Consider the following 16868-nt stretch of genomic DNA (forward strand, 5'->3'; position numbering starts at 1 on the left):
TTAAGTGATTGAGTTGGGTTGGATCATATTTGGGTTCGTGGTTTTGTTTGCGCTGTTTTTAGACCTTTTTGTCTTTCATAAAAACCCGCACAAGATATCCATAAAGGAATCCCTTTTACTTTCTTCCTTTTGGATAGGTGTGGGGTTAGCTTTTTCTGTTTATGTGTATTATTACAAAGGTCCCCAAAGCTTTTTGGAATACATTACCGGCTATTCATTAGAAAAAGCCTTAAGCTTAGACAATATCTTTGTCTTCATACTTATCTTTTCCTACTTTAAGGTTCCAGAGGAATACAGGCATAAAGTGCTTTTTTGGGGTGTGCTTGGGGCTATAGTCTTCAGAGCCATTTTTATATTTGCGGGCATAGAGCTTATAAAGCACTTCCATTGGGTTATCTACGTCTTTGGCATAATCCTTATTGTTTCTGCAGTAAAGCTTTTGATAACCGAAGAAAAGGAGTTTCATCCAGAGGACACAATTGTCTACAGGTTTGCGAAGAAAATAATACCTTTGAGTCCCAAGTATAGCAATGGGAATTTCTTCATTAAAGAAAACCGCAAACTCTATGCGACCCCTCTTTTCTTAGCCCTTCTTTTTGTAGAAAGCTCAGACATTATGTTTGCCATAGACTCGGTGCCAGCCATTTTGGCCATATCAAATGATCCGTTTATAGTATATACGTCCAACATCTTTGCCATACTGGGTCTGAGGTCTTTATACTTTGCTGCTTCTGCCATACTGTCCCTCTTTCACTTTCTACACTATGGGCTTTCCTTCATACTTGGCTTTATAGGCATAAAGATGCTGATCTCTGACTTTTACAAAATACCCGTGTTTGTTTCTTTGGTTTTGATCTTCAGTGCAGTGTTCCTGTCTGTGGTTGCGTCCCTTTTGGTTAAGAAGAAACCTTCTCAACCATAACCTTTTGAACCCTCTTTCCGTTAGATTGCAATACTTTAAACCTTATCTGATCTATGCTTAGGGATTCCCCTTTGTTGGGAACTCTTTTTAGTTGATATGCAATCAGCCCTGCTATGGTGCTGTAAGGACCCTCAGGAAATTTTACAGACAAAAGACGCTCTAAATCTTCTATTTGTAGTCTTCCATCCACTATCCACTTATCCTTTTCCACTTCCTTAACCCTATCCTCCTGAAGCTCTTCAGTGCCCATAAAGAATGAAGAGATGTCATCCATTGTAATTATTCCCAAAACAACGCCCAACTCATCCACCACTATCCCTAAACCTTCCTTTGTCTTTATAAAAGTTTTCAAAACATTCTCCACGGATGCAAATTCTGAAAACACCGCCACAGGCCTTATAAACTCCCTTATGCTCAATCCATTTCCATACACTGGCACTAAGTCAAACAGATCTACGTAACCCAAAATGTCATCCACTCTACTTCTGTAAACAGGTAGCTTTGTATGACCACTTTTCTTCATCTCAGCTATAGCCTGCTCCACTGTAACGTTTTCGCTTATCATGACCACTTCGTGGATAGGTTTTAACACCTCAGAAAGCAGAGTATCCTTTGCAGAAAGAAGCCTAACCGCTAAATTAATCTCTTCTTCCTTTGAAAGGTCTTCAACAGCAGACAAAAGGTCTTTGCGGGAAATGTTCTCCTTTGATAATCTTTCCATAACCTTAGTTAAAAACCTACTGATAAGTCTTACGATTTTAAGAATTGGCAGTAAGACCTTTTTTAGCTTGTTCAACACCCACACGCTGGGAATAAGGATCCTATCTGCATACTTATGAAAGAGACTTTTTGGCACAAACTCTCCAAAAATCAAGGTAAAAATCACGAGTGTGGAGGACAAGATCACCTCAAGTCCCGAAAGAAATTCAAAACGCCTTGCCAAATTAATGACTATCAAAGTGTAAAAAGTGGAGGCAAAAACTATGCTGATCGTGTATCCAAGCATGGTAATGGTTATGTAGTCCTCTGGATTGTCGTAAAAGTCCTTTAGGAAAGAATATTTTGTTTTTTTGTAAAGAGCCAAAACTCTGCTTCTGTCGGTTTTTACAAGGGCTATTTCAGAACCGGCAAACAACCCCTCCAATATTACAAAAAACACCACGCTGGTTAATAGTCCTAAAAGTTCCATCCCACAACCACCCTGTCTTGACCAGAATAATCCTTAAACACCTTTACTTTGTATTCTCTAAGTATATCCTTGACTACCTCTCCCTGATCGTGTCCTATTTCTAATACAAAAAAACCACCAACCTTTAGATGGTTTTTAGCTTCTTTGGAAAACCTTTCGTAAAACTCCCAACCTTTTTCACCGCCTATGAGAGAAGCTTTTCCTTCCAGCTTCAAAGCATCCGGAAGCTCTTCCCAAAAACTTTCTGGTATGTAAGGAGGATTGGAAACGATAAAGTCAAACTTCATACCTCGGACTGGTTCAAAGTCTTTACCTTGAGCCAGCTTTAATCTGCGAGAAACTCCGTGAATTTGTGCATTTGACCAAGAGATTTCCAAAGCGTCCGGGTTTATGTCTGTGCCATACATAAAGAGATTTTCCCTTTCCAAAAGCAGGGTAATAGCTATACATCCACTACCAACTCCTATTTCTAAACCTACGTATTCTTTGTGTTTGTCCAAGAGCTCTAAGGTTTTTTCCACGAGAAGTTCTGTCTCCGGTCTTGGAATAAGGATACCTTCTTTGACTTTGAAGGTTCTGCCGTAAAAGTCCCATTCCCCCAAAAGATACTGTAGAGGATAGCCTTCCTCCAGCTTACTTAAACCTTTCCAGTATTCTTCTACAAAAGCTTCTGGAACTTCTTGATCCATTCTTAAATAAAGTTCAGGGGGTTTTACCTTCAGAAGGTGTGCCAGAAGGAGTTGTTTGTCCCTTTGGGATACTTTGCTGGGTATTAACAGAAGGTCTTTTACCTTCATCTTCCAATAAAGACCCCTTTTTTGATGGGTGGAACAATCCGATCAGCAATGCCAAACCCATAAGGGTAAAACCGAGCCAATAAGTAGCCTTTGTAAGTATAGTATCCACACCGCCTGGACCAAACACCCCCTGTCCCATACCTCCAAAGGCACTTCCCACATCACCCCTACCCCTTTGCATCAAAACTACTACAATAAGTAGTAATGCAACCAATATAAAGAGGGTAATTAGCAGGTAATACATGTCTAAAATTATACACCTTTGCTTACCTTAGCCCAAAGCTGAACAAAACCATCTTTTATTTTGTATCTACTCAAAATGATCCTTTCTCTGAACTGTTTGGGAACTTTCAGATACTCTTCTGTGTTTTTTATGGCCTCCAAAAGATTTATAAATACGTGGTCCCCTTCTTGTAGAAAACCACCTTTTTCAAGAACTTCCTTTAGATTTTTTTCAGTAGCTATCAAAAGTCCTATACTTCTTTCGCTAGGTTTATTCCTTACAGCCTTAGGGTCTTCTCTGAAAAGCACCTGAACGTTTTTGGAAAATATCAACCCCTTCTTTTTAAATCCTACCCTCATTATACCTTCTGCTAACTCAAAGCTTAAACCTTTTACTGTAGAGCTCAAAAGCGAAGCGGGAACCTTTATCTCAAACTCTACATCTATAAGATCGCCAAGGTTTATTAGATCCTCCGAAAAGATGCCCATAACCTATAAATATAATTGGAGACGAGGGGATTTGAACCCCCGACCTCCTGCTTGCGATGCAGGCGCTCTCCCGCTGAGCTACGTCCCCTTACAACCGGAGGGGGAGGGATTCGAACCCCCGGTGGGCCGTCAAGACCCACAGGTGATTTCAAATCACCCGCCTTCGTCCACTCGGCCACCCCTCCTCAAAATATATAATATTAAAGCAATGCCAAAACTTTGTATAGCGTTAGATACAGATTATGACAAAGCTGTTGAGCTTATAAACGCCCTTAAAGATAAACCCATCGTTTTTAAGGTTGGGTATAAGCTTTTTATATCTCATCACAGAAAGATAACGGACCTGATAAAGCAAAAAGGTTTTGAGCTTTTTTTGGACCTAAAGCTTCATGATATACCAAGCACAATAAGAAACGCTGTGTTATCGGCATTAGATTTGGGAGCAGATTATCTTACGGTGCATATAGTTTCAGGGAAGGATGCTCTAAGGGAAGCGGTGAATACAGCAAAGGGTATTAAACTTTTGGGCGTAACCCTATTAACGAGCTTGGAAGAAGATCAGCTAAAGGAGTGGGGACTGTGTATCTCTAAGGAAGATTACATCCTCAACTTGTCGTCTTTGGCTTTGAATTGTGGCATTGAAGGTTTAGTATGCTCTGGAAAAGAGCTTCCTCTTTTAAAATCTAAGTTTAACTTTTTTGCGGTTGTTCCGGGAGTAAGACTTTATGGAGAACCACAGGATGACCAAAAGAGAGTAGTAAGAATTGAAGAAGCTATAAGAAACGGAGCGGATATGATAGTAGTGGGAAGAAGTATTTTGACTGCTAAGGATCCTATCAAGAAGGTTGAAGAAATTCTGAGGTTGTTAGAAAATCCCTCATTGGGACATCCCCCTAAGCTCTAATGTCTTCCATTTTTCTCTTGTGTTATTATATTAAAGCAAAAGGCGCGTAGCTCAGATGGAAGAGCGCCGCCCTTACAAGGCGGAGGTCGGCGGTTCGAGTCCGCCCGTGCCTATTTAACAAGGAGGTAAAGCCATGGAAAAAAACTTAGCAGTGTGGGACAGAGCCATAAGGGTTGTTTTGGGTCTTATATTTATCTACCTTGCCTTTGCTAACGGTGGTCTTTGGTGGATACTTGGAATAGTTGGACTTGTGTTAATAGGTACAGCCGTAACAGGCTTTTGTCTGCTTTACAAAGTTTTAGGCTTTAGGACTGGTTGAAGGTTTTAGGAGTAGATTGGGGAAGTAAGAAAATAGGTCTTGCCTTAGGGGACACACGCTTAAAGTTAGCTATTCCCCTCAAACCACTCAAAAACGGGGAAGGGGTATTTTCAGATTTATTAAACATAATAAAACAACATAACGTAGATGTTGTCCTTGTGGGTCTTCCTCTCACACCCAGCGGTAAGGAAGGGCAAAGGGCATCAGAAGTTAGAAAGTTTGTTGAAAAGCTAAGAACTTTTTTGCCAGAGGATGTGCTTGTTGAGTTGTGGGATGAACGCTACACCACAGAAGAAGCCTACAGGCTGATGGTAAATGTCAAAGAAAGCAAAAAAAGAGAATTTAAAGATTCCCTTTCTGCTTACGTTATCTTAATGGAGTTTTTTGAGAGCTTATGAAATACTTCAAGATCTTTGCACCCTTAGGTTTAGTTTTTGTTTTTCTAATATACGCCTTTTTTCCTGTTAGGACGCACAAAACTGTGGAAATCACTTACGGCAAAAGTAGTGTAGATATAGCCATGATACTCTACAGAGAGGGGCTCCTAAAAAGCCCTCTATCCTTTATTGTAATTCACACCTTTTTGAGGGATAAGCTTGAAGCTGGTGAATACGAATTTAGCGGATTGGTATTTCCGTGGGATGTCTATTTGAAAATAAGCAGAGGCCAAAGAAAGCTTTACAAAATAACTATACCTGAAGGATACGATATATACGACATAGCAAGTTTATTGGAAAAATACTCAATATGCAAGGCGGAAGACTTTATTGAGCTTGCCAATTCTCCAGATACTGCAAAAAAGTATGGATTGAAAACCTATACTATGGAAGGCTTTTTATTTCCAGACACCTACTACTTCTCTAAAAACACACATCCAATGAGAATCATAGATACTATGTTTAGAAACTTTCTCAAAAGAACTGAATCTTTGAGAAGTCAGCTTGAAGAAAAAGAACTGACATTGGAGGAATGGGTAATTATTGCATCCATGATAGAAAAGGAAACGGGTGTGGATGAAGAAAGGCCTCTTGTGTCCTCGGTTATATACAATAGGATAAAGAAAGGTATGGCCTTACAGATAGATCCAACGGTTATATATGCCCTAAAAAGAAGGGCTGAGTGGAACGGTAAGCTCACAAGGAAGCATCTTCAGCTGGAAGATCCATACAACACTTACTATTACAAAGGCTTGCCTCCGTCTCCTATATGTAATCCAGGGATAAAATCCTTAGAGGCTGCTCTAAATCCGGCAAAAACTAACTACTTATACTTTGTTTCTATGGGGAACGGTAGGCACGTCTTTAGCTCCAGTTATGAGGAGCATTTAAAAAATATTGCCATGTACAGAAGATAAAGTATATATTTAACTTTCATGGTGCCGAAAGTCTATTTAGGTGTGGAATGGTTTGGAGTGGATAAAGTGCTTTCTTCTTATGAGATGCCACAAAACTGCGGAGCAAATGTGGTATTTTTGGGTATAGTTAGGGAAGACGATGGTGTGCAAGAACTTCACTATGAAGCGTTTCCAGAAATGGCTATAAAGGTTATGCAAGAAATAAGGCAGGAAGCTTTTAATAAGTTTCCTGTTAAGGAGATCTTCATCCATCATAGATTGGGTGTGGTAAAGGTAGGAGAGCCCTCTTTCATGGTAGTAGTTTATGGGGGACACAGAGAAGAAACCTTCTCTGCTTGCAGGTATGTAGTGGATGAGGTTAAAAAAAGAGCACCTATTTGGAAAAAGGAAGTTTTTGCCAATGGAAGGGAAGAGTGGGTTTTGGGAGCATAAAAAAGTAAAAAGTAAGGAGGTATTTTTATGCTAAGGAAAGGTGCGGACATAGTAATAGAAACGCTAAAAAAAGAGGGTGTGGAAGTTATATTTGGTATTCCTGGGGGAGCCATTATGGAGGTGTACGATGCCCTATACAGGGATGGGTCTATCAAGCACATACTGGCAAGGCATGAACAGGGGGCAGGTCATATGGCAGAAGGCTATGCAAAGGCAACAGGTAAGGTAGGTGTGGCGATTGCTACCTCTGGACCCGGAGCAACCAACTTGGTTACGCCTATAGCAGATGCTTACATGGATTCTGTGCCCGTTGTCTTTATTACCGGACAAGTGCCTACCCATCTCATAGGTAATGACGCCTTTCAGGAAGTGGATATAGTAGGCATAACAAGACCAATAACAAAGCACAACTTTTTGGTCAAAAGAATAGAAGACCTTCCGCTCATAATAAGGCAAGCTTTTTATATAGCATCTACAGGAAGACCGGGACCAGTGCTTATAGACATCCCAAAGGATATAACTCAAAAACTTTCGGATGTTCCTATACCCACCGATGAACAGGTTAGAGAGTCTTTACCCGGATACAAACCCCATTTGGAAGGTAATCCTCAGCAGATAAGGAAGGCAGCAAAATTAATCTTGGAAGCTAAAAGGCCCGTGCTTTATGTGGGTGGCGGAGCGGTTAATTCGGAAGCTCAAAAGGAACTGATAGAACTTGCTGAACTTGCAAAGATACCCGTGACTACCACCAATATGGGTAAAGGTGCCTTTCCCGAAGACCATCCCTTAGCTCTTCATATGCTTGGAATGCACGGCACTTACTATGCAAACATGGCTGTGTATAACTGTGACCTTTTGATAGCGGTGGGTGCAAGATTTGATGATCGGGTGACTGGAAAGATAGAAGAGTTTGCCCCCCAAGCACAGATAATACACATAGATGTGGATCCCGCGTCTATTTCTAAGAACATAACCGTGGATGTGCCAATCGTAGGCGATGTGAAGATCGTTCTAAGAAAACTCTTAGAAGAACTAAAGCGGGAAGGGGTAAAACTTCTCTTTCCTAAGGAAAGACAGGCGTGGATAGAACAGATAGAAATGTGGAAAAGGAACTATCCCCTGAGGTATAGAAACTCAGACACAGTGATAAAACCTCAGTATGTGATAGAACAGATATGGGAGGCGACAAAGGGAGATGCCATAATTACCGCAGGTGTGGGTCAGCACCAAATGTGGGCGGCGATGTTTTATAAATATAAATTCCCAAGACAGTTTATAAACTCCGGCGGACTTGGGACTATGGGCTTTGGCTTTCCCGCAGCCATCGGTGCAAAGATAGGAAGACCTGACAAAGAGGTTATTGCAATAGATGGAGATGGATCATTCTTGATGACTATGCAAGAGCTCGTAACTGCAGTGCAGTATCAGATACCGGTAAAAGTAGCCATAATAAACAATGCTTACCTTGGGATGGTTCGTCAGTGGCAAGAGCTTTTTTATGAGAAAAGATACGCAGAGGTGGATTTGAGCGTTCAACCTGATTTCGTAAAGCTTGCGGAGGCTTGCGGAGCGGTGGGTTTCAGGGCAGAAAAGCCAAAGGAAGTGAGGGAAATTATAGAGGAAGCTCTTAAGATAAAAGACAAACCAGTGGTGCTTGACTTTGTAGTGGATAGGGAAGAAAACGTTTTGCCCATGGTCCCAGCGGGCAAATCTTACAGAGATATGATACTGGATGATGGCAAAAAAGCTGTTGAAGCAGAAACTATGTATTTAGTGGGTTAAAATAGTATATCCGTGGCAAAGTATATCTTTATAACAGGTGGTGTTCTTTCTTCTTTGGGTAAAGGTGTTTCTTCGGCAGCCATTGCATCCCTTTTGGAAGAGATAGGCTATAAAGTGACCCTTCAGAAATTGGACCCTTATCTAAACGTAGATCCTGGGACGATGAGCCCTTATCAACATGGGGAAGTTTATGTTACAGAAGACGGCGCAGAAACGGATCTGGACCTTGGACATTACGAAAGATTTACAAATGCAAAGATGGGGGCAGAGAACAACGTAACTTCTGGTAGGGTTTATTTTAACGTAATACAGAGGGAAAGGAAAGGAGACTATCTTGGAGCTACTGTTCAAGTTATACCTCATATAACAGACGAGATAAAGAGGCTTATAAGGGCTGTTGAGAAGGATAACCAAATTGTAATAGTTGAGGTGGGGGGGACTGTAGGAGACATAGAAAGTCTTCCCTTTTTGGAAGCTATAAGACAGCTTGGTATGGAGCTTGGCAGAGACAACTGTGCCTATGTGCATGTAACTTACGTTCCTTACATAAAAAGCGTGGGGGAGTTAAAAACAAAACCAACACAGCACTCAGTAAAGGAGCTTAGAGCTATAGGCATTCAACCGGATGTTTTGATATGCAGATCAGAGCGAGAGATTCCAGAAGACTTAAAGCTAAAACTTTCCCTCTACACAAACGTAAGCCCCGACGCAGTTATATCTGCTCCAGATGTGGATTATATATACGAAGTGCCCCTCCTTTTTAAAAAACAGGGACTTGACCAATGGCTGGCAAAAAGGCTTGGTTTGAACTTTGTGGAGTCCAAGAGTAAGTGGGAGAAGATAACCTATGTGCTCAAAAACGCTCAAGAAACAGTAAAAGTAGCAATAGTTGGCAAGTATGTGAGCTTAAAGGACTCTTATAAGAGTTTGACCGAAGCCTTGATCCACGGAGGTATAGCAAACGGTGTAAGGGTAGAGATCCTTTGGGTTAACTCGGAAGATCCCAAGGAGGAACTTTTGGAAGAGGCGGATGCTATAGTGGTTCCTGGTGGCTTTGGGGAGAGGGGAACAGAGGGTAAGATAAGGGCTTTGAACTATGGGAGGATAAGCAAAAAGCCCACGCTGGGTATATGCCTTGGTATGCAACTTATGTGCGTGGAGTTTGCAAGAAACGTGCTTGGGTTAAAGGATGCTAACTCTACCGAATTTGACCCAAATACCAAGCATCCTGTAATTGATATCATGCACGAGCAGAAGCAAATAGAAAATCTCGGAGGGACTATGCGACTTGGAGCTTATCCGTGCGTGCTGAAAGAGGGCACAAAGGTAAGGGAAATATACGGAAAGGAGGTTATTTACGAAAGGCACAGACACAGGTATGAGTTTAACAATTCCTACAGAGAAGCCTTTGAAAGGGAAGGGATGGTGTTTTCTGGTCTTTCTCCCGACGGCAGGCTTGTGGAAGTTATAGAGCTAAAAGACCATCCTTGGTATATAGGCTGTCAGTTTCACCCAGAGTTCAAGAGCAAGCCCTTTGAACCACACCCTTTGTTTGTTTCTCTTATAAAGACTGCAAAGGAAAAGAAAAAACTATAATCTTGTTTTCTGAAAAAGCCCCCGGAGGGGCATGGGATTATTAATTGGGTGGGAGTATGACCTTGTCTATTACGTGGATCACACCGTTGGATGCTTCTATGTCCGTTTTTACTATGTTAGCGTCGTTTATCTTTGGCCCACCCTTAAGAGTTACCTTTGCATTCTGTCCTTGCAGAGTTTTAACATCTCCTTCCTTTAGCTGTTTTGAATATACCTTACCTTCCACTACGTGGTAGAGAAGCACCTTTTTGAGGGCTTCCTTGTCCTTTAGTAAAGCCTCAAGGTCTTTCTTTGGAATCTTTGCAAAAGCTTCATCTGTGGGAGCAAAAACTGTAAAACAACACTTGGTGGCTAAGGTTCCTTCTAAGCCAGCTTCTTTGAGGGCTGTGAGAAGGGTGTTGAACTGACCTGCCTTCTTGGCAGTTTCCACTATGTTGGCTTGGGCTTTCTTTTGGTACATACTGGCCTGAGTTCCACTACAGCTCAGAGTCATGGCCGGTATCCCAATCGCCAAGCCTAAAAAGATGGCCTTTTTAAGAAGCATGCGCTTCTTTGCTCTGATAATGTATCTAAGCATGGCTCACCTCCTTTTGTGGGTTTTTTCAAAAAGTATCAGCTTAGTGTCTTCTTTTGAAGCTTGATTTTTACCGTTTAACAAAACTTTATATCCTTACAAGCCTTATGTTTCCCACATCTTCAAAGTCTGGGTTTTCCAAGTAAATGTAGTTTTCAGTAAGAGCCCTACCCTTCTCTATGATCAAAGCTCTCAATGTTTTTCCTTCCATAGCCTTTTTAAACTCCCGCCTTTTCTTTTCATCCAGAGCCTTCAGCAGTTTTACCCTTTCTTTTATAACCTCTTGCTTTACCTTTGGTGACATTTTACTCGCTTTTGTATAGGGCCTGTCTGAATAGCTAAAGATATGAAGGTATGCAAAGGGAAGAGCTTCAACCAAGCGATAAGTTTCCTCAAAGTCTTCCTCGCTTTCTGTGGGAAAGCCTACGATTATGTCTGTGCCAATGGCGGACAGAGGTCTTTTTTTCAGTATTTTTTCTACAAGCCTTTTGTAATCCTCAACTGTATAGCCCCTTTCCATAAGTTTTAGAATTCTGTTGGAACCGCTTTGCAAAGATATGTGAAAATGGGGCGCTATCCTTTCTTCACTTGTTATAAGGTCCAAAAGCCTTTCGTCTATTTCGGAAGGATACAGAGAAGAAAGTCTAAAAATTTCAATGTCTTTTACACTAAGAAGTTTTAGCATAAGCTCGTATAGACTTGTGTTTAAATCCCGTCCATATTGAGTAAGTTGGGTGCCACTTAGCACTATCTCTTTAAACCCCCTTTCCGCAATTAGCTTTACTTGTTCTAAAACCTTTTGCACAGGCACACTCCTTAGCTTTCCCCTTGCGTAGGGTATAATGCAAAAGGTGCAAAAGTTGTTACAGCCTTCCTGAATCTTTAAAAAGGGTCTTGCCTTTTCAAAAAAGATAACAAGATCAAAATTTTCCAAACGATTTTGTTTAAAGATGTTATCCACAAACACCCCTTTGCCCTTTGACTGTAGGTAGTCTTCTAATATCTCTACAAGCATGTGTTTGTGGGAGTTGCCTATTACCAGATCCACTTCCTTCAGACTTGCAAGGGCTTTTGGATTAGTTTGGGCATAGCAACCTGTTGCTACAACTATTGCCTGTGGGTTTTCCCTTTTGGCTCTGTATATCTGCTGACGGGAAGATCTGTCCGCTTCGGAGGTCACCGTGCATGTATTTATTATGTAAATGTCCGCCTCACCATCAGTTCTTACATAGCCTTTTTGTAGTAATCTTTGGGCTATAAACTCACCGTCAAAGTAGTTGCTTCTGCACCCAAGATTTATGACAGAAAACCTCACAAAGATTAAAATATAATACCATGGCAGGGCACAGTCATTGGGCACAGATCAAACACAAAAAAGCAAAGGCGGATGCACAAAGGGGAAAGTTATTTAACAAACTTATAAGAGAAATAACCGTAGCGGTCAGGCAAGGAGGACCAAATCCTGAGACAAATCCAAGACTAAGGAACGCAATAGAAAATGCCAAAAAAGCAAACATGCCTATGGAAACCATAGAGAGGGCTATAAAAAAGGGAACGGGAGAACTGGGAGGAGAAAACTATGAGGAGGTGATCTACGAAGGTTATGGACCTGGTGGTGTAGCTTTGATGATCCTTGCGACCACAGACAACAGAAACAGGACAACCTCTGAGATAAGGCATGTGCTTTCCAAACACGGAGGAAACCTTGGTTCTTCTGGATGTGTATCCTTCTTGTTTGACAGGGTAGGTCTTATAGAGGTTCCAAAAGATAGCATTTCGGAGGATGAACTTTACGAAAAGGCACTGGAGGCAGGAGCAGAGGACATCTTAGTTGGGAATGTAGCCTATACGATCTACACCCTTCCGGAGGAGCTATACCAAGTAAAGGAAAAGCTTCAATCCTTTGGAGTTCAGGTGGAAAAAGCAGAGATAACCTACAAACCAAACAGCACGGTATCTATAACAGACCCAGAAACTGCCAAAAAGCTTTTAAAACTCTTGGATGCCCTTGATGAGCTCGAAGATGTCAAAGAGGTTATAGCCAACTTTGACATGGCAGAGGAGCTATTGGCGGGTATTTAAATAGTGGAGGATTTTTACAAGCTCTTAGGAGTTTTAATACTTATACTTTATCTTATCCTTAGCTACTATGGAAGAGTCATAAAATTTTACAAAAAACTCGGAGCGGATATAACCTCTTACCTTTTTCCAAGGGCTCTTCTTACACTGGGCAACAGGAGATTTAAGATAAGTTTTTTAAGCGTAACTTAGAAATAAGCACCCCAATATCAATTAACGGTTTCCTATCCATAGAAAAGTGGCTCTTTTCCAAAGAATTTAAAACCTTTTACGACGATGAAAATTGGGCAAAAATGGTTTTGGAAAACTCTAAGATCAAACTCCTTACAGAGCGGGGAGAACTTCCTCGCCTTTCCTCAGTAAATATAGGTGGTAGGACATTAAAGCTAATCCTAAATGCAAAGAGAATAGATGAAAGATTGGAGTATGAAGTAAAAAGAGCAATAGAGTTGATGCTTGATGTAATACCAAGCTTGGAGGGTTTGCCCAGCTCCTCCGTTGGCCCAGAAAAAGAAAGGCTCAGGAACTGGATCCTTTACTATACACCGGCGGGCATATTCATTCCTCTGTCTGCCCTTGGGATCTATTGGATGACCAAAGGATACAGAGGTGCCCTATGTGAGAACGAGCTATTTTTGTTGGGCTTTAAAGTTCTAACTCCCATATTCCTTGCTCACTTTTTTCTGGCTATTTTTTTGTTGGGAAAACACCTACATCTAAGAGCCCACTTATTGCCTTTAGCCATTCTTTACTTTGCGGGATATTACTTTATACCCCTGACCATACTTAAGCCTTTTAACGCAAAGTTTGATAAATCTGAGCCAAAGATGATTAAAACCAACATCCTAAGGAAATATCATGCTCATAGGGGAGGGTTTAGGGTAGTGCTTGAGCTCACAGGATGTTCCTTTCGTGTATCAGAAGGGGTATACAATAGGGCACAGGTGGGAGATGTGTTAGTCCTATACATAAAAGATGGAGCCTTTGGCATAAAGTGGGCTTACAGATACTATCTTAAGGATTAGCTTCAAGAGGCAAACCCACCACCGAGATCTTATACCTATCCGCAAGCTTTAAAAACTTTTCTTTATCCACTACATAGACCTTTCCCGCTTCCAAAAAAAGGGCATCTGCCTTTATAGACCTAAGGGCTTCTAAGGTCTGAAGTCCCACCGTAGGCACATCTATCCTAAAGTCTTGGGTTTTTCTTGCTACCTTTATAACCCTACAACCCTTGCCCGCAATCTTTCCAGCTCTTAGTATAGCCTCTTGCGTTCCCTCCATAGCCTCCACGCTCACCACCGTCCTTTGCTTTACCACTACCGTTTGCCCTACGTCCAAGCTTGCGATCTCCTTGGCTATACCATATCCAAATAACCCATCCTCCAGTGCTTCTTGGGATGGCTCTACTGCGTTTAAAAGCCCACTTCCCGCTATGATATCCTGAAGGTAGGGTGTGGGGTCTATGAACTCAAAGCCTATCGTTTCCAACTCTTCGATGAGAGCCTTTATAATGCTTTGGGCTCTTCTGTCCTTAGCCTTAGATAGGATCTTGAGAGCTAATCCGTCTAAGGTCAAAAGATGTGAAAAAAGCAGTTTGTGTTCAAACTTACCCAAAAGAACTATCTTGTTTATTCCTCTTTTTTCCAAAAGCTTAACCAAAGAACCAACCTTTCCAAGGGGGAGATAAGCTTGAGCTTCTATGTCCGTAATACCTTTTACACCAACTACGAAAACTTCCTCTCCAAGTTTTTCTGCACTCTTTTTAAAGACCGATGGCAAACTACCAGACCCTGCCACTAAGCAGACCTTCAAATCAGCATCTCCTCCAAAAATCGTACGTGATGTTTTGCGGTTCTAAACTCCCTTGTCGCCAACAGTCTTTTGTGAAAATCTATGTTAGTCCGTAGGCTTTCTCCTTCTATGATAAACTCCTCCAAAGCCCTTTTCGCCCGATTTATGGCTTCTTCTCTGGTTGCGCCCCATACTATGAGTTTGGCAATCAAAGAATCGTAAAAGGGAGGGATCTTGTATCCACAGTAGATATGAGTATCCACTCTCACGCCCGGACCACCAGGAAGAAAAAGTTTATCTATTCTGCCGGGAAACGGTAAAAAGGTATTGGGGTCCTCCGCATTTATCCTAAACTCTATGGCATAACCTTGTTTTTCTAACTTCTTTATGCTGAGCTTTTCCCCCTCTGCTATTCTAATTTGTTCCTTTACTATGTCTATGCCTGTAATCATCTCGGTTACAGGATGCTCTACCTGTATCCTTCCATTCATTTCCATAAAGTAAAAGTTTCCCTCTTGATCCATAAGGAACTCTACGGTTCCCGCACCGACATAATTTATTGCCTTGCAAAACTCTACAGCCATTTCCTCTAAGGTTTTCCTTTGTTCTTCTGTAATGCTTGCGCTTGGTGCTTCCTCTACGAGTTTTTGGTATCTCCTCTGGATTGAACACTCCCTTTCCCCCAAGGCTATTACATTTCCATACCTGTCTGCTAGCACTTGCACCTCTATATGTTTGGGATTTACCAAATACTTTTCTATATACACCCTATCGTCTCCAAAGGCTGACTTTGACTCCTGCATAGCCAAGGGTAATTTTTCCCTTAGCTCTTTTTCGTCATAAACCACCCTTATGCCCCTTCCACCGCCACCGCCCGCAGACTTTATAACCACAGGATACTTTATCTGCTTAGCTATTTCCAAAGCTTTCTGAAAATCTACAGGACCATCGCTTCCGGGAACTAAAGGAATACCAACCTTCTTAGCAATTTCCTTAGCCTTTATTTTGTCCCCTATAAGCGCCAACGTTTCTGAAGAGGGGCCGATAAAGATCTTATTACTTGCTTCTACAATCTGGGCAAATTTTGGGTTTTCAGAGAGAAAGCCATAACCGGGATGAACCGCATCCGCAGAAGACACCTCAATGGATGCCATGATCCTTGGAATGTCCAAATAGCTCTTTGAAGGCTCTGCAGGACCTATGCATATGCTCTCGTCTGCCAGCTTTACATGCATAGATTCTCTATCCGCTTCCGAATAAACAGCAACAGACCTTATACCTAACTCTTTGCATGTCCTTATTATCCTTACCGCAATCTCTCCTCTGTTAGCTATCAAAAGCTTTTTAATCATTAGAGCTTTATCCAATTATTCATTCAGTATCGAAGATTTACGCTCCCAAAGCCGAAAAAACTAACCCACTTGCCCACCTTTGCCATCTCCCTTCAATTATAACAGACTTTAAGGGAGAGAAGCCCCCTGTGAAAGATTTCCCAAGCACTTTGACTGGTTTTTACCAGCCTTTGCTTAGGATTCTTTCCGTTGACCACAGCTTAAACTGAACACTTAAAAACATCACTGTGGAATAATTATACTCTGCAGGTTTTCTGCTCTACAACAGAGGAATAAAAGTGGTTTATGGAGCAAGGATAAGGTTGAGGGCTATGGAGAGGGCAAGGCTTTTGGACAAAATAGATTTATAATAAACTATGTGAATAATCCATTAGATAAGGGCAATTTGCTTGAAAAAAGCTTGTATCTTTTTATCGCTATCAGTATAAATCTTATCTTGTTTTCTTACCTTTCACTTCACTTAGTAATCAAAGATATAAACACGCAGGTTAGCAAGCCTATAAAACTTTTGTTGGAAGAGAAGCCAAAGGAGGATGTCTTTAGTTTAATCAAACCTGTCAGTAGTTTAGCTAAAGCTCCATCCCAGAAAACAGTTAATGCGTCTGGCTCAGCTCCTTTAAAAGCTGAAAGGGGGGATATTCCTATTAGTCCTAAGAAAGAGGAAGAGCAAAACGAGGAGTCCATACTTTCAGAGATAGAAAAGAAAGTGCTTAGTAAAAAAGCAGGAGCTGATCAAAGTAATGTCAAAGTCGGTGAGCAATTAGGTGAGATAACCGCAAGCATAGTTCAAGGCCATGTAGGCTTTGCAGGTGGTTCAAGGCAGGTTGTATTTGTCCCACCCTTTCCAAAGATAGCGGTTACTGAACTGCCCTCTACTGTGCAGTTGAAGATCTGGGTGGATCCTTCCGGTAAAATCTCAAAGGTTGAAATATTAAAAAGAAGCGGTGTGCCAGAGGTGGACAAGTCCATAGTAGATTTTGTAAAAGGTATAAGGTTTGAACCTATTAGAGATAATATAATACAAACGGGGATTATGACATTCAGGTTTAAAGGAGGTTAAAAG

General features: G+C 41.4%; 19 protein-coding genes and 3 tRNA genes. 12 read left to right on the forward strand and 10 right to left on the reverse strand.

Going from position 1 to position 16868, the window contains the following annotated elements:
• The first annotated feature begins 13 nt into the window (after window positions 1-13).
• On the forward strand, window positions 14-922 hold the full coding sequence (locus K217_RS0104995) for a TerC family protein (RefSeq protein WP_425477617.1): 909 nt from the start codon (window positions 14-16) through the stop codon (window positions 920-922).
• Here the strand turns inward: K217_RS0104995 and K217_RS0105000 are convergent.
• The 6 genes from K217_RS0105000 to K217_RS0105025 form a co-directional block, all read right to left on the reverse strand.
• Window positions 897-2111 (reverse strand): hemolysin family protein, encoded by a 1215-nt coding sequence (locus tag K217_RS0105000; RefSeq protein WP_038028118.1) that lies wholly within the window; start codon window positions 2109-2111, stop codon window positions 897-899. The two genes, K217_RS0104995 and K217_RS0105000, sit on opposite strands and share 26 nt — an antisense overlap.
• Window positions 2099-2908, reverse strand: coding sequence for a peptide chain release factor N(5)-glutamine methyltransferase (prmC, locus tag K217_RS0105005; protein WP_038028119.1), 810 nt, complete (start codon window positions 2906-2908; stop codon window positions 2099-2101). Before prmC ends, K217_RS0105000 begins: the two co-directional genes overlap by 13 nt.
• The gene (secG, locus tag K217_RS0105010; RefSeq protein ID WP_029552037.1) at window positions 2814-3152 is read right to left on the reverse strand and encodes a preprotein translocase subunit SecG; all 339 of its coding nucleotides are present in this window, start codon (window positions 3150-3152) and stop codon (window positions 2814-2816) included. Before secG ends, prmC begins: the two co-directional genes overlap by 95 nt.
• 8 nt (window positions 3153-3160) lie before the next feature.
• Window positions 3161-3619, reverse strand: coding sequence for a hypothetical protein (locus tag K217_RS0105015; RefSeq protein WP_029552038.1), 459 nt, complete (start codon window positions 3617-3619; stop codon window positions 3161-3163).
• A gap of 16 nt (window positions 3620-3635) precedes the next feature.
• Window positions 3636-3707: transfer RNA gene (locus K217_RS0105020), tRNA-Ala, on the reverse strand.
• A 7-nt stretch (window positions 3708-3714) separates the two neighbouring features.
• Window positions 3715-3804 (reverse strand) — tRNA-Ser (locus K217_RS0105025).
• A gap of 23 nt (window positions 3805-3827) precedes the next feature.
• Here K217_RS0105025 and pyrF point away from each other — a divergent pair.
• The 8 genes from pyrF (at window position 3828) to pyrG (ending at window position 10006) form a co-directional block, all read left to right on the forward strand.
• The gene (gene pyrF, locus K217_RS0105030) at window positions 3828-4523 is read left to right on the forward strand and encodes an orotidine-5'-phosphate decarboxylase (RefSeq protein ID WP_029552039.1); all 696 of its coding nucleotides are present in this window, start codon (window positions 3828-3830) and stop codon (window positions 4521-4523) included.
• Window positions 4524-4563: 40 nt separating this feature from the next.
• Window positions 4564-4636 (forward strand) — tRNA-Val (locus K217_RS0105035).
• A 20-nt stretch (window positions 4637-4656) separates the two neighbouring features.
• Window positions 4657-4842, forward strand: a complete 186-nt coding sequence (locus K217_RS0105040) for a YgaP family membrane protein (protein WP_029552040.1) — start codon at window positions 4657-4659, stop codon at window positions 4840-4842.
• Window positions 4839-5240 (forward strand): Holliday junction resolvase RuvX, encoded by a 402-nt coding sequence (gene ruvX / locus K217_RS0105045; RefSeq protein ID WP_029552041.1) that lies wholly within the window; start codon window positions 4839-4841, stop codon window positions 5238-5240. Before K217_RS0105040 ends, ruvX begins: the two co-directional genes overlap by 4 nt.
• Window positions 5237-6196: an endolytic transglycosylase MltG gene (gene mltG, locus K217_RS0105050; protein WP_029552042.1), complete on the forward strand. Its 960-nt coding sequence runs from the start codon at window positions 5237-5239 to the stop codon at window positions 6194-6196. Before ruvX ends, mltG begins: the two co-directional genes overlap by 4 nt.
• Window positions 6197-6214: 18 nt before the next feature.
• Complete coding sequence (locus tag K217_RS0105055) at window positions 6215-6628, forward strand: molybdenum cofactor biosynthesis protein MoaE (protein WP_029552043.1); 414 nt, start codon at window positions 6215-6217, stop codon at window positions 6626-6628.
• Between the two features lie 27 nt (window positions 6629-6655).
• Window positions 6656-8410 (forward strand): biosynthetic-type acetolactate synthase large subunit, encoded by a 1755-nt coding sequence (gene ilvB, locus K217_RS0105060; protein WP_029552044.1) that lies wholly within the window; start codon window positions 6656-6658, stop codon window positions 8408-8410.
• A 12-nt stretch (window positions 8411-8422) separates the two neighbouring features.
• Window positions 8423-10006, forward strand: coding sequence for a CTP synthase (gene pyrG / locus K217_RS0105065; RefSeq protein ID WP_029552045.1), 1584 nt, complete (start codon window positions 8423-8425; stop codon window positions 10004-10006).
• Between the two features lie 40 nt (window positions 10007-10046).
• On the opposite strand, the gene K217_RS0105070 is transcribed toward pyrG, so the two are convergent.
• Together K217_RS0105070 and mtaB are read right to left on the reverse strand one after the other, a co-directional pair.
• Window positions 10047-10583 (reverse strand): fasciclin domain-containing protein, encoded by a 537-nt coding sequence (locus K217_RS0105070; RefSeq protein ID WP_029552046.1) that lies wholly within the window; start codon window positions 10581-10583, stop codon window positions 10047-10049.
• An 85-nt stretch (window positions 10584-10668) separates the two neighbouring features.
• Entirely contained in the window at window positions 10669-11895 is a 1227-nt protein-coding gene (gene mtaB / locus K217_RS0105075; RefSeq protein WP_029552047.1) for a tRNA (N(6)-L-threonylcarbamoyladenosine(37)-C(2))-methylthiotransferase MtaB, read from the reverse strand.
• 20 nt (window positions 11896-11915) lie between these two features.
• Between mtaB and K217_RS0105080 the strand changes: the two genes are divergently transcribed.
• Together K217_RS0105080 and K217_RS0105090 are read left to right on the forward strand one after the other, a co-directional pair.
• Entirely contained in the window at window positions 11916-12662 is a 747-nt protein-coding gene (locus K217_RS0105080) for a YebC/PmpR family DNA-binding transcriptional regulator (RefSeq protein ID WP_029552048.1), read from the forward strand.
• Window positions 12663-12952: 290 nt separating this feature from the next.
• Window positions 12953-13684, forward strand: coding sequence for a hypothetical protein (locus K217_RS0105090; protein WP_029552050.1), 732 nt, complete (start codon window positions 12953-12955; stop codon window positions 13682-13684).
• On the opposite strand, the gene K217_RS0105095 is transcribed toward K217_RS0105090, so the two are convergent.
• Both K217_RS0105095 and accC read right to left on the reverse strand, forming a co-directional pair.
• Window positions 13674-14474 (reverse strand): LpxI family protein, encoded by an 801-nt coding sequence (locus K217_RS0105095; RefSeq protein ID WP_029552051.1) that lies wholly within the window; start codon window positions 14472-14474, stop codon window positions 13674-13676. The genes K217_RS0105090 and K217_RS0105095 overlap by 11 nt on opposite strands.
• Window positions 14471-15805, reverse strand: a complete 1335-nt coding sequence (gene accC / locus K217_RS0105100) for an acetyl-CoA carboxylase biotin carboxylase subunit (protein WP_029552052.1) — start codon at window positions 15803-15805, stop codon at window positions 14471-14473. The genes K217_RS0105095 and accC overlap by 4 nt, the downstream gene beginning before the upstream one ends.
• Before the next feature lie 358 nt (window positions 15806-16163).
• Between accC and K217_RS0105105 the strand changes: the two genes are divergently transcribed.
• The gene (locus tag K217_RS0105105; protein ID WP_197017595.1) at window positions 16164-16865 is read left to right on the forward strand and encodes an energy transducer TonB family protein; all 702 of its coding nucleotides are present in this window, start codon (window positions 16164-16166) and stop codon (window positions 16863-16865) included.
• Window positions 16866-16868 lie beyond the last annotated feature (3 nt).

Origin of the sequence: Thermocrinis jamiesonii (assembly GCF_000702425.1) — a bacterium.
In the GTDB taxonomy this organism is placed as follows: domain Bacteria; phylum Aquificota; class Aquificia; order Aquificales; family Aquificaceae; genus Thermocrinis; species Thermocrinis jamiesonii.

Excerpts from the sequence above, each read along its gene's own strand:
- K217_RS0105000 (WP_038028118.1), bottom strand. The coding sequence starts at position 2,111 with ATGGAACTTTTAGGACTATTAACCAGCGTGGTGTTTTTTGTAATATTG.
- prmC (WP_038028119.1), bottom strand. The coding sequence starts at position 2,908 with ATGAAGGTAAAAGACCTTCTGTTAATACCCAGCAAAGTATCCCAAAGG.
- secG (WP_029552037.1), bottom strand. The coding sequence starts at position 3,152 with ATGTATTACCTGCTAATTACCCTCTTTATATTGGTTGCATTACTACTT.
- K217_RS0105015 (WP_029552038.1), bottom strand. The coding sequence starts at position 3,619 with ATGGGCATCTTTTCGGAGGATCTAATAAACCTTGGCGATCTTATAGAT.
- pyrF (WP_029552039.1), top strand. The coding sequence starts at position 3,828 with ATGCCAAAACTTTGTATAGCGTTAGATACAGATTATGACAAAGCTGTT.
- K217_RS0105040 (WP_029552040.1), top strand. The coding sequence starts at position 4,657 with ATGGAAAAAAACTTAGCAGTGTGGGACAGAGCCATAAGGGTTGTTTTG.
- mltG (WP_029552042.1), top strand. The coding sequence starts at position 5,237 with ATGAAATACTTCAAGATCTTTGCACCCTTAGGTTTAGTTTTTGTTTTT.
- K217_RS0105055 (WP_029552043.1), top strand. The coding sequence starts at position 6,215 with ATGGTGCCGAAAGTCTATTTAGGTGTGGAATGGTTTGGAGTGGATAAA.
- ilvB (WP_029552044.1), top strand. The coding sequence starts at position 6,656 with ATGCTAAGGAAAGGTGCGGACATAGTAATAGAAACGCTAAAAAAAGAG.
- K217_RS0105070 (WP_029552046.1), bottom strand. The coding sequence starts at position 10,583 with ATGCTTAGATACATTATCAGAGCAAAGAAGCGCATGCTTCTTAAAAAG.
- K217_RS0105080 (WP_029552048.1), top strand. The coding sequence starts at position 11,916 with ATGGCAGGGCACAGTCATTGGGCACAGATCAAACACAAAAAAGCAAAG.
- K217_RS0105090 (WP_029552050.1), top strand. The coding sequence starts at position 12,953 with ATGGTTTTGGAAAACTCTAAGATCAAACTCCTTACAGAGCGGGGAGAA.
- accC (WP_029552052.1), bottom strand. The coding sequence starts at position 15,805 with ATGATTAAAAAGCTTTTGATAGCTAACAGAGGAGAGATTGCGGTAAGG.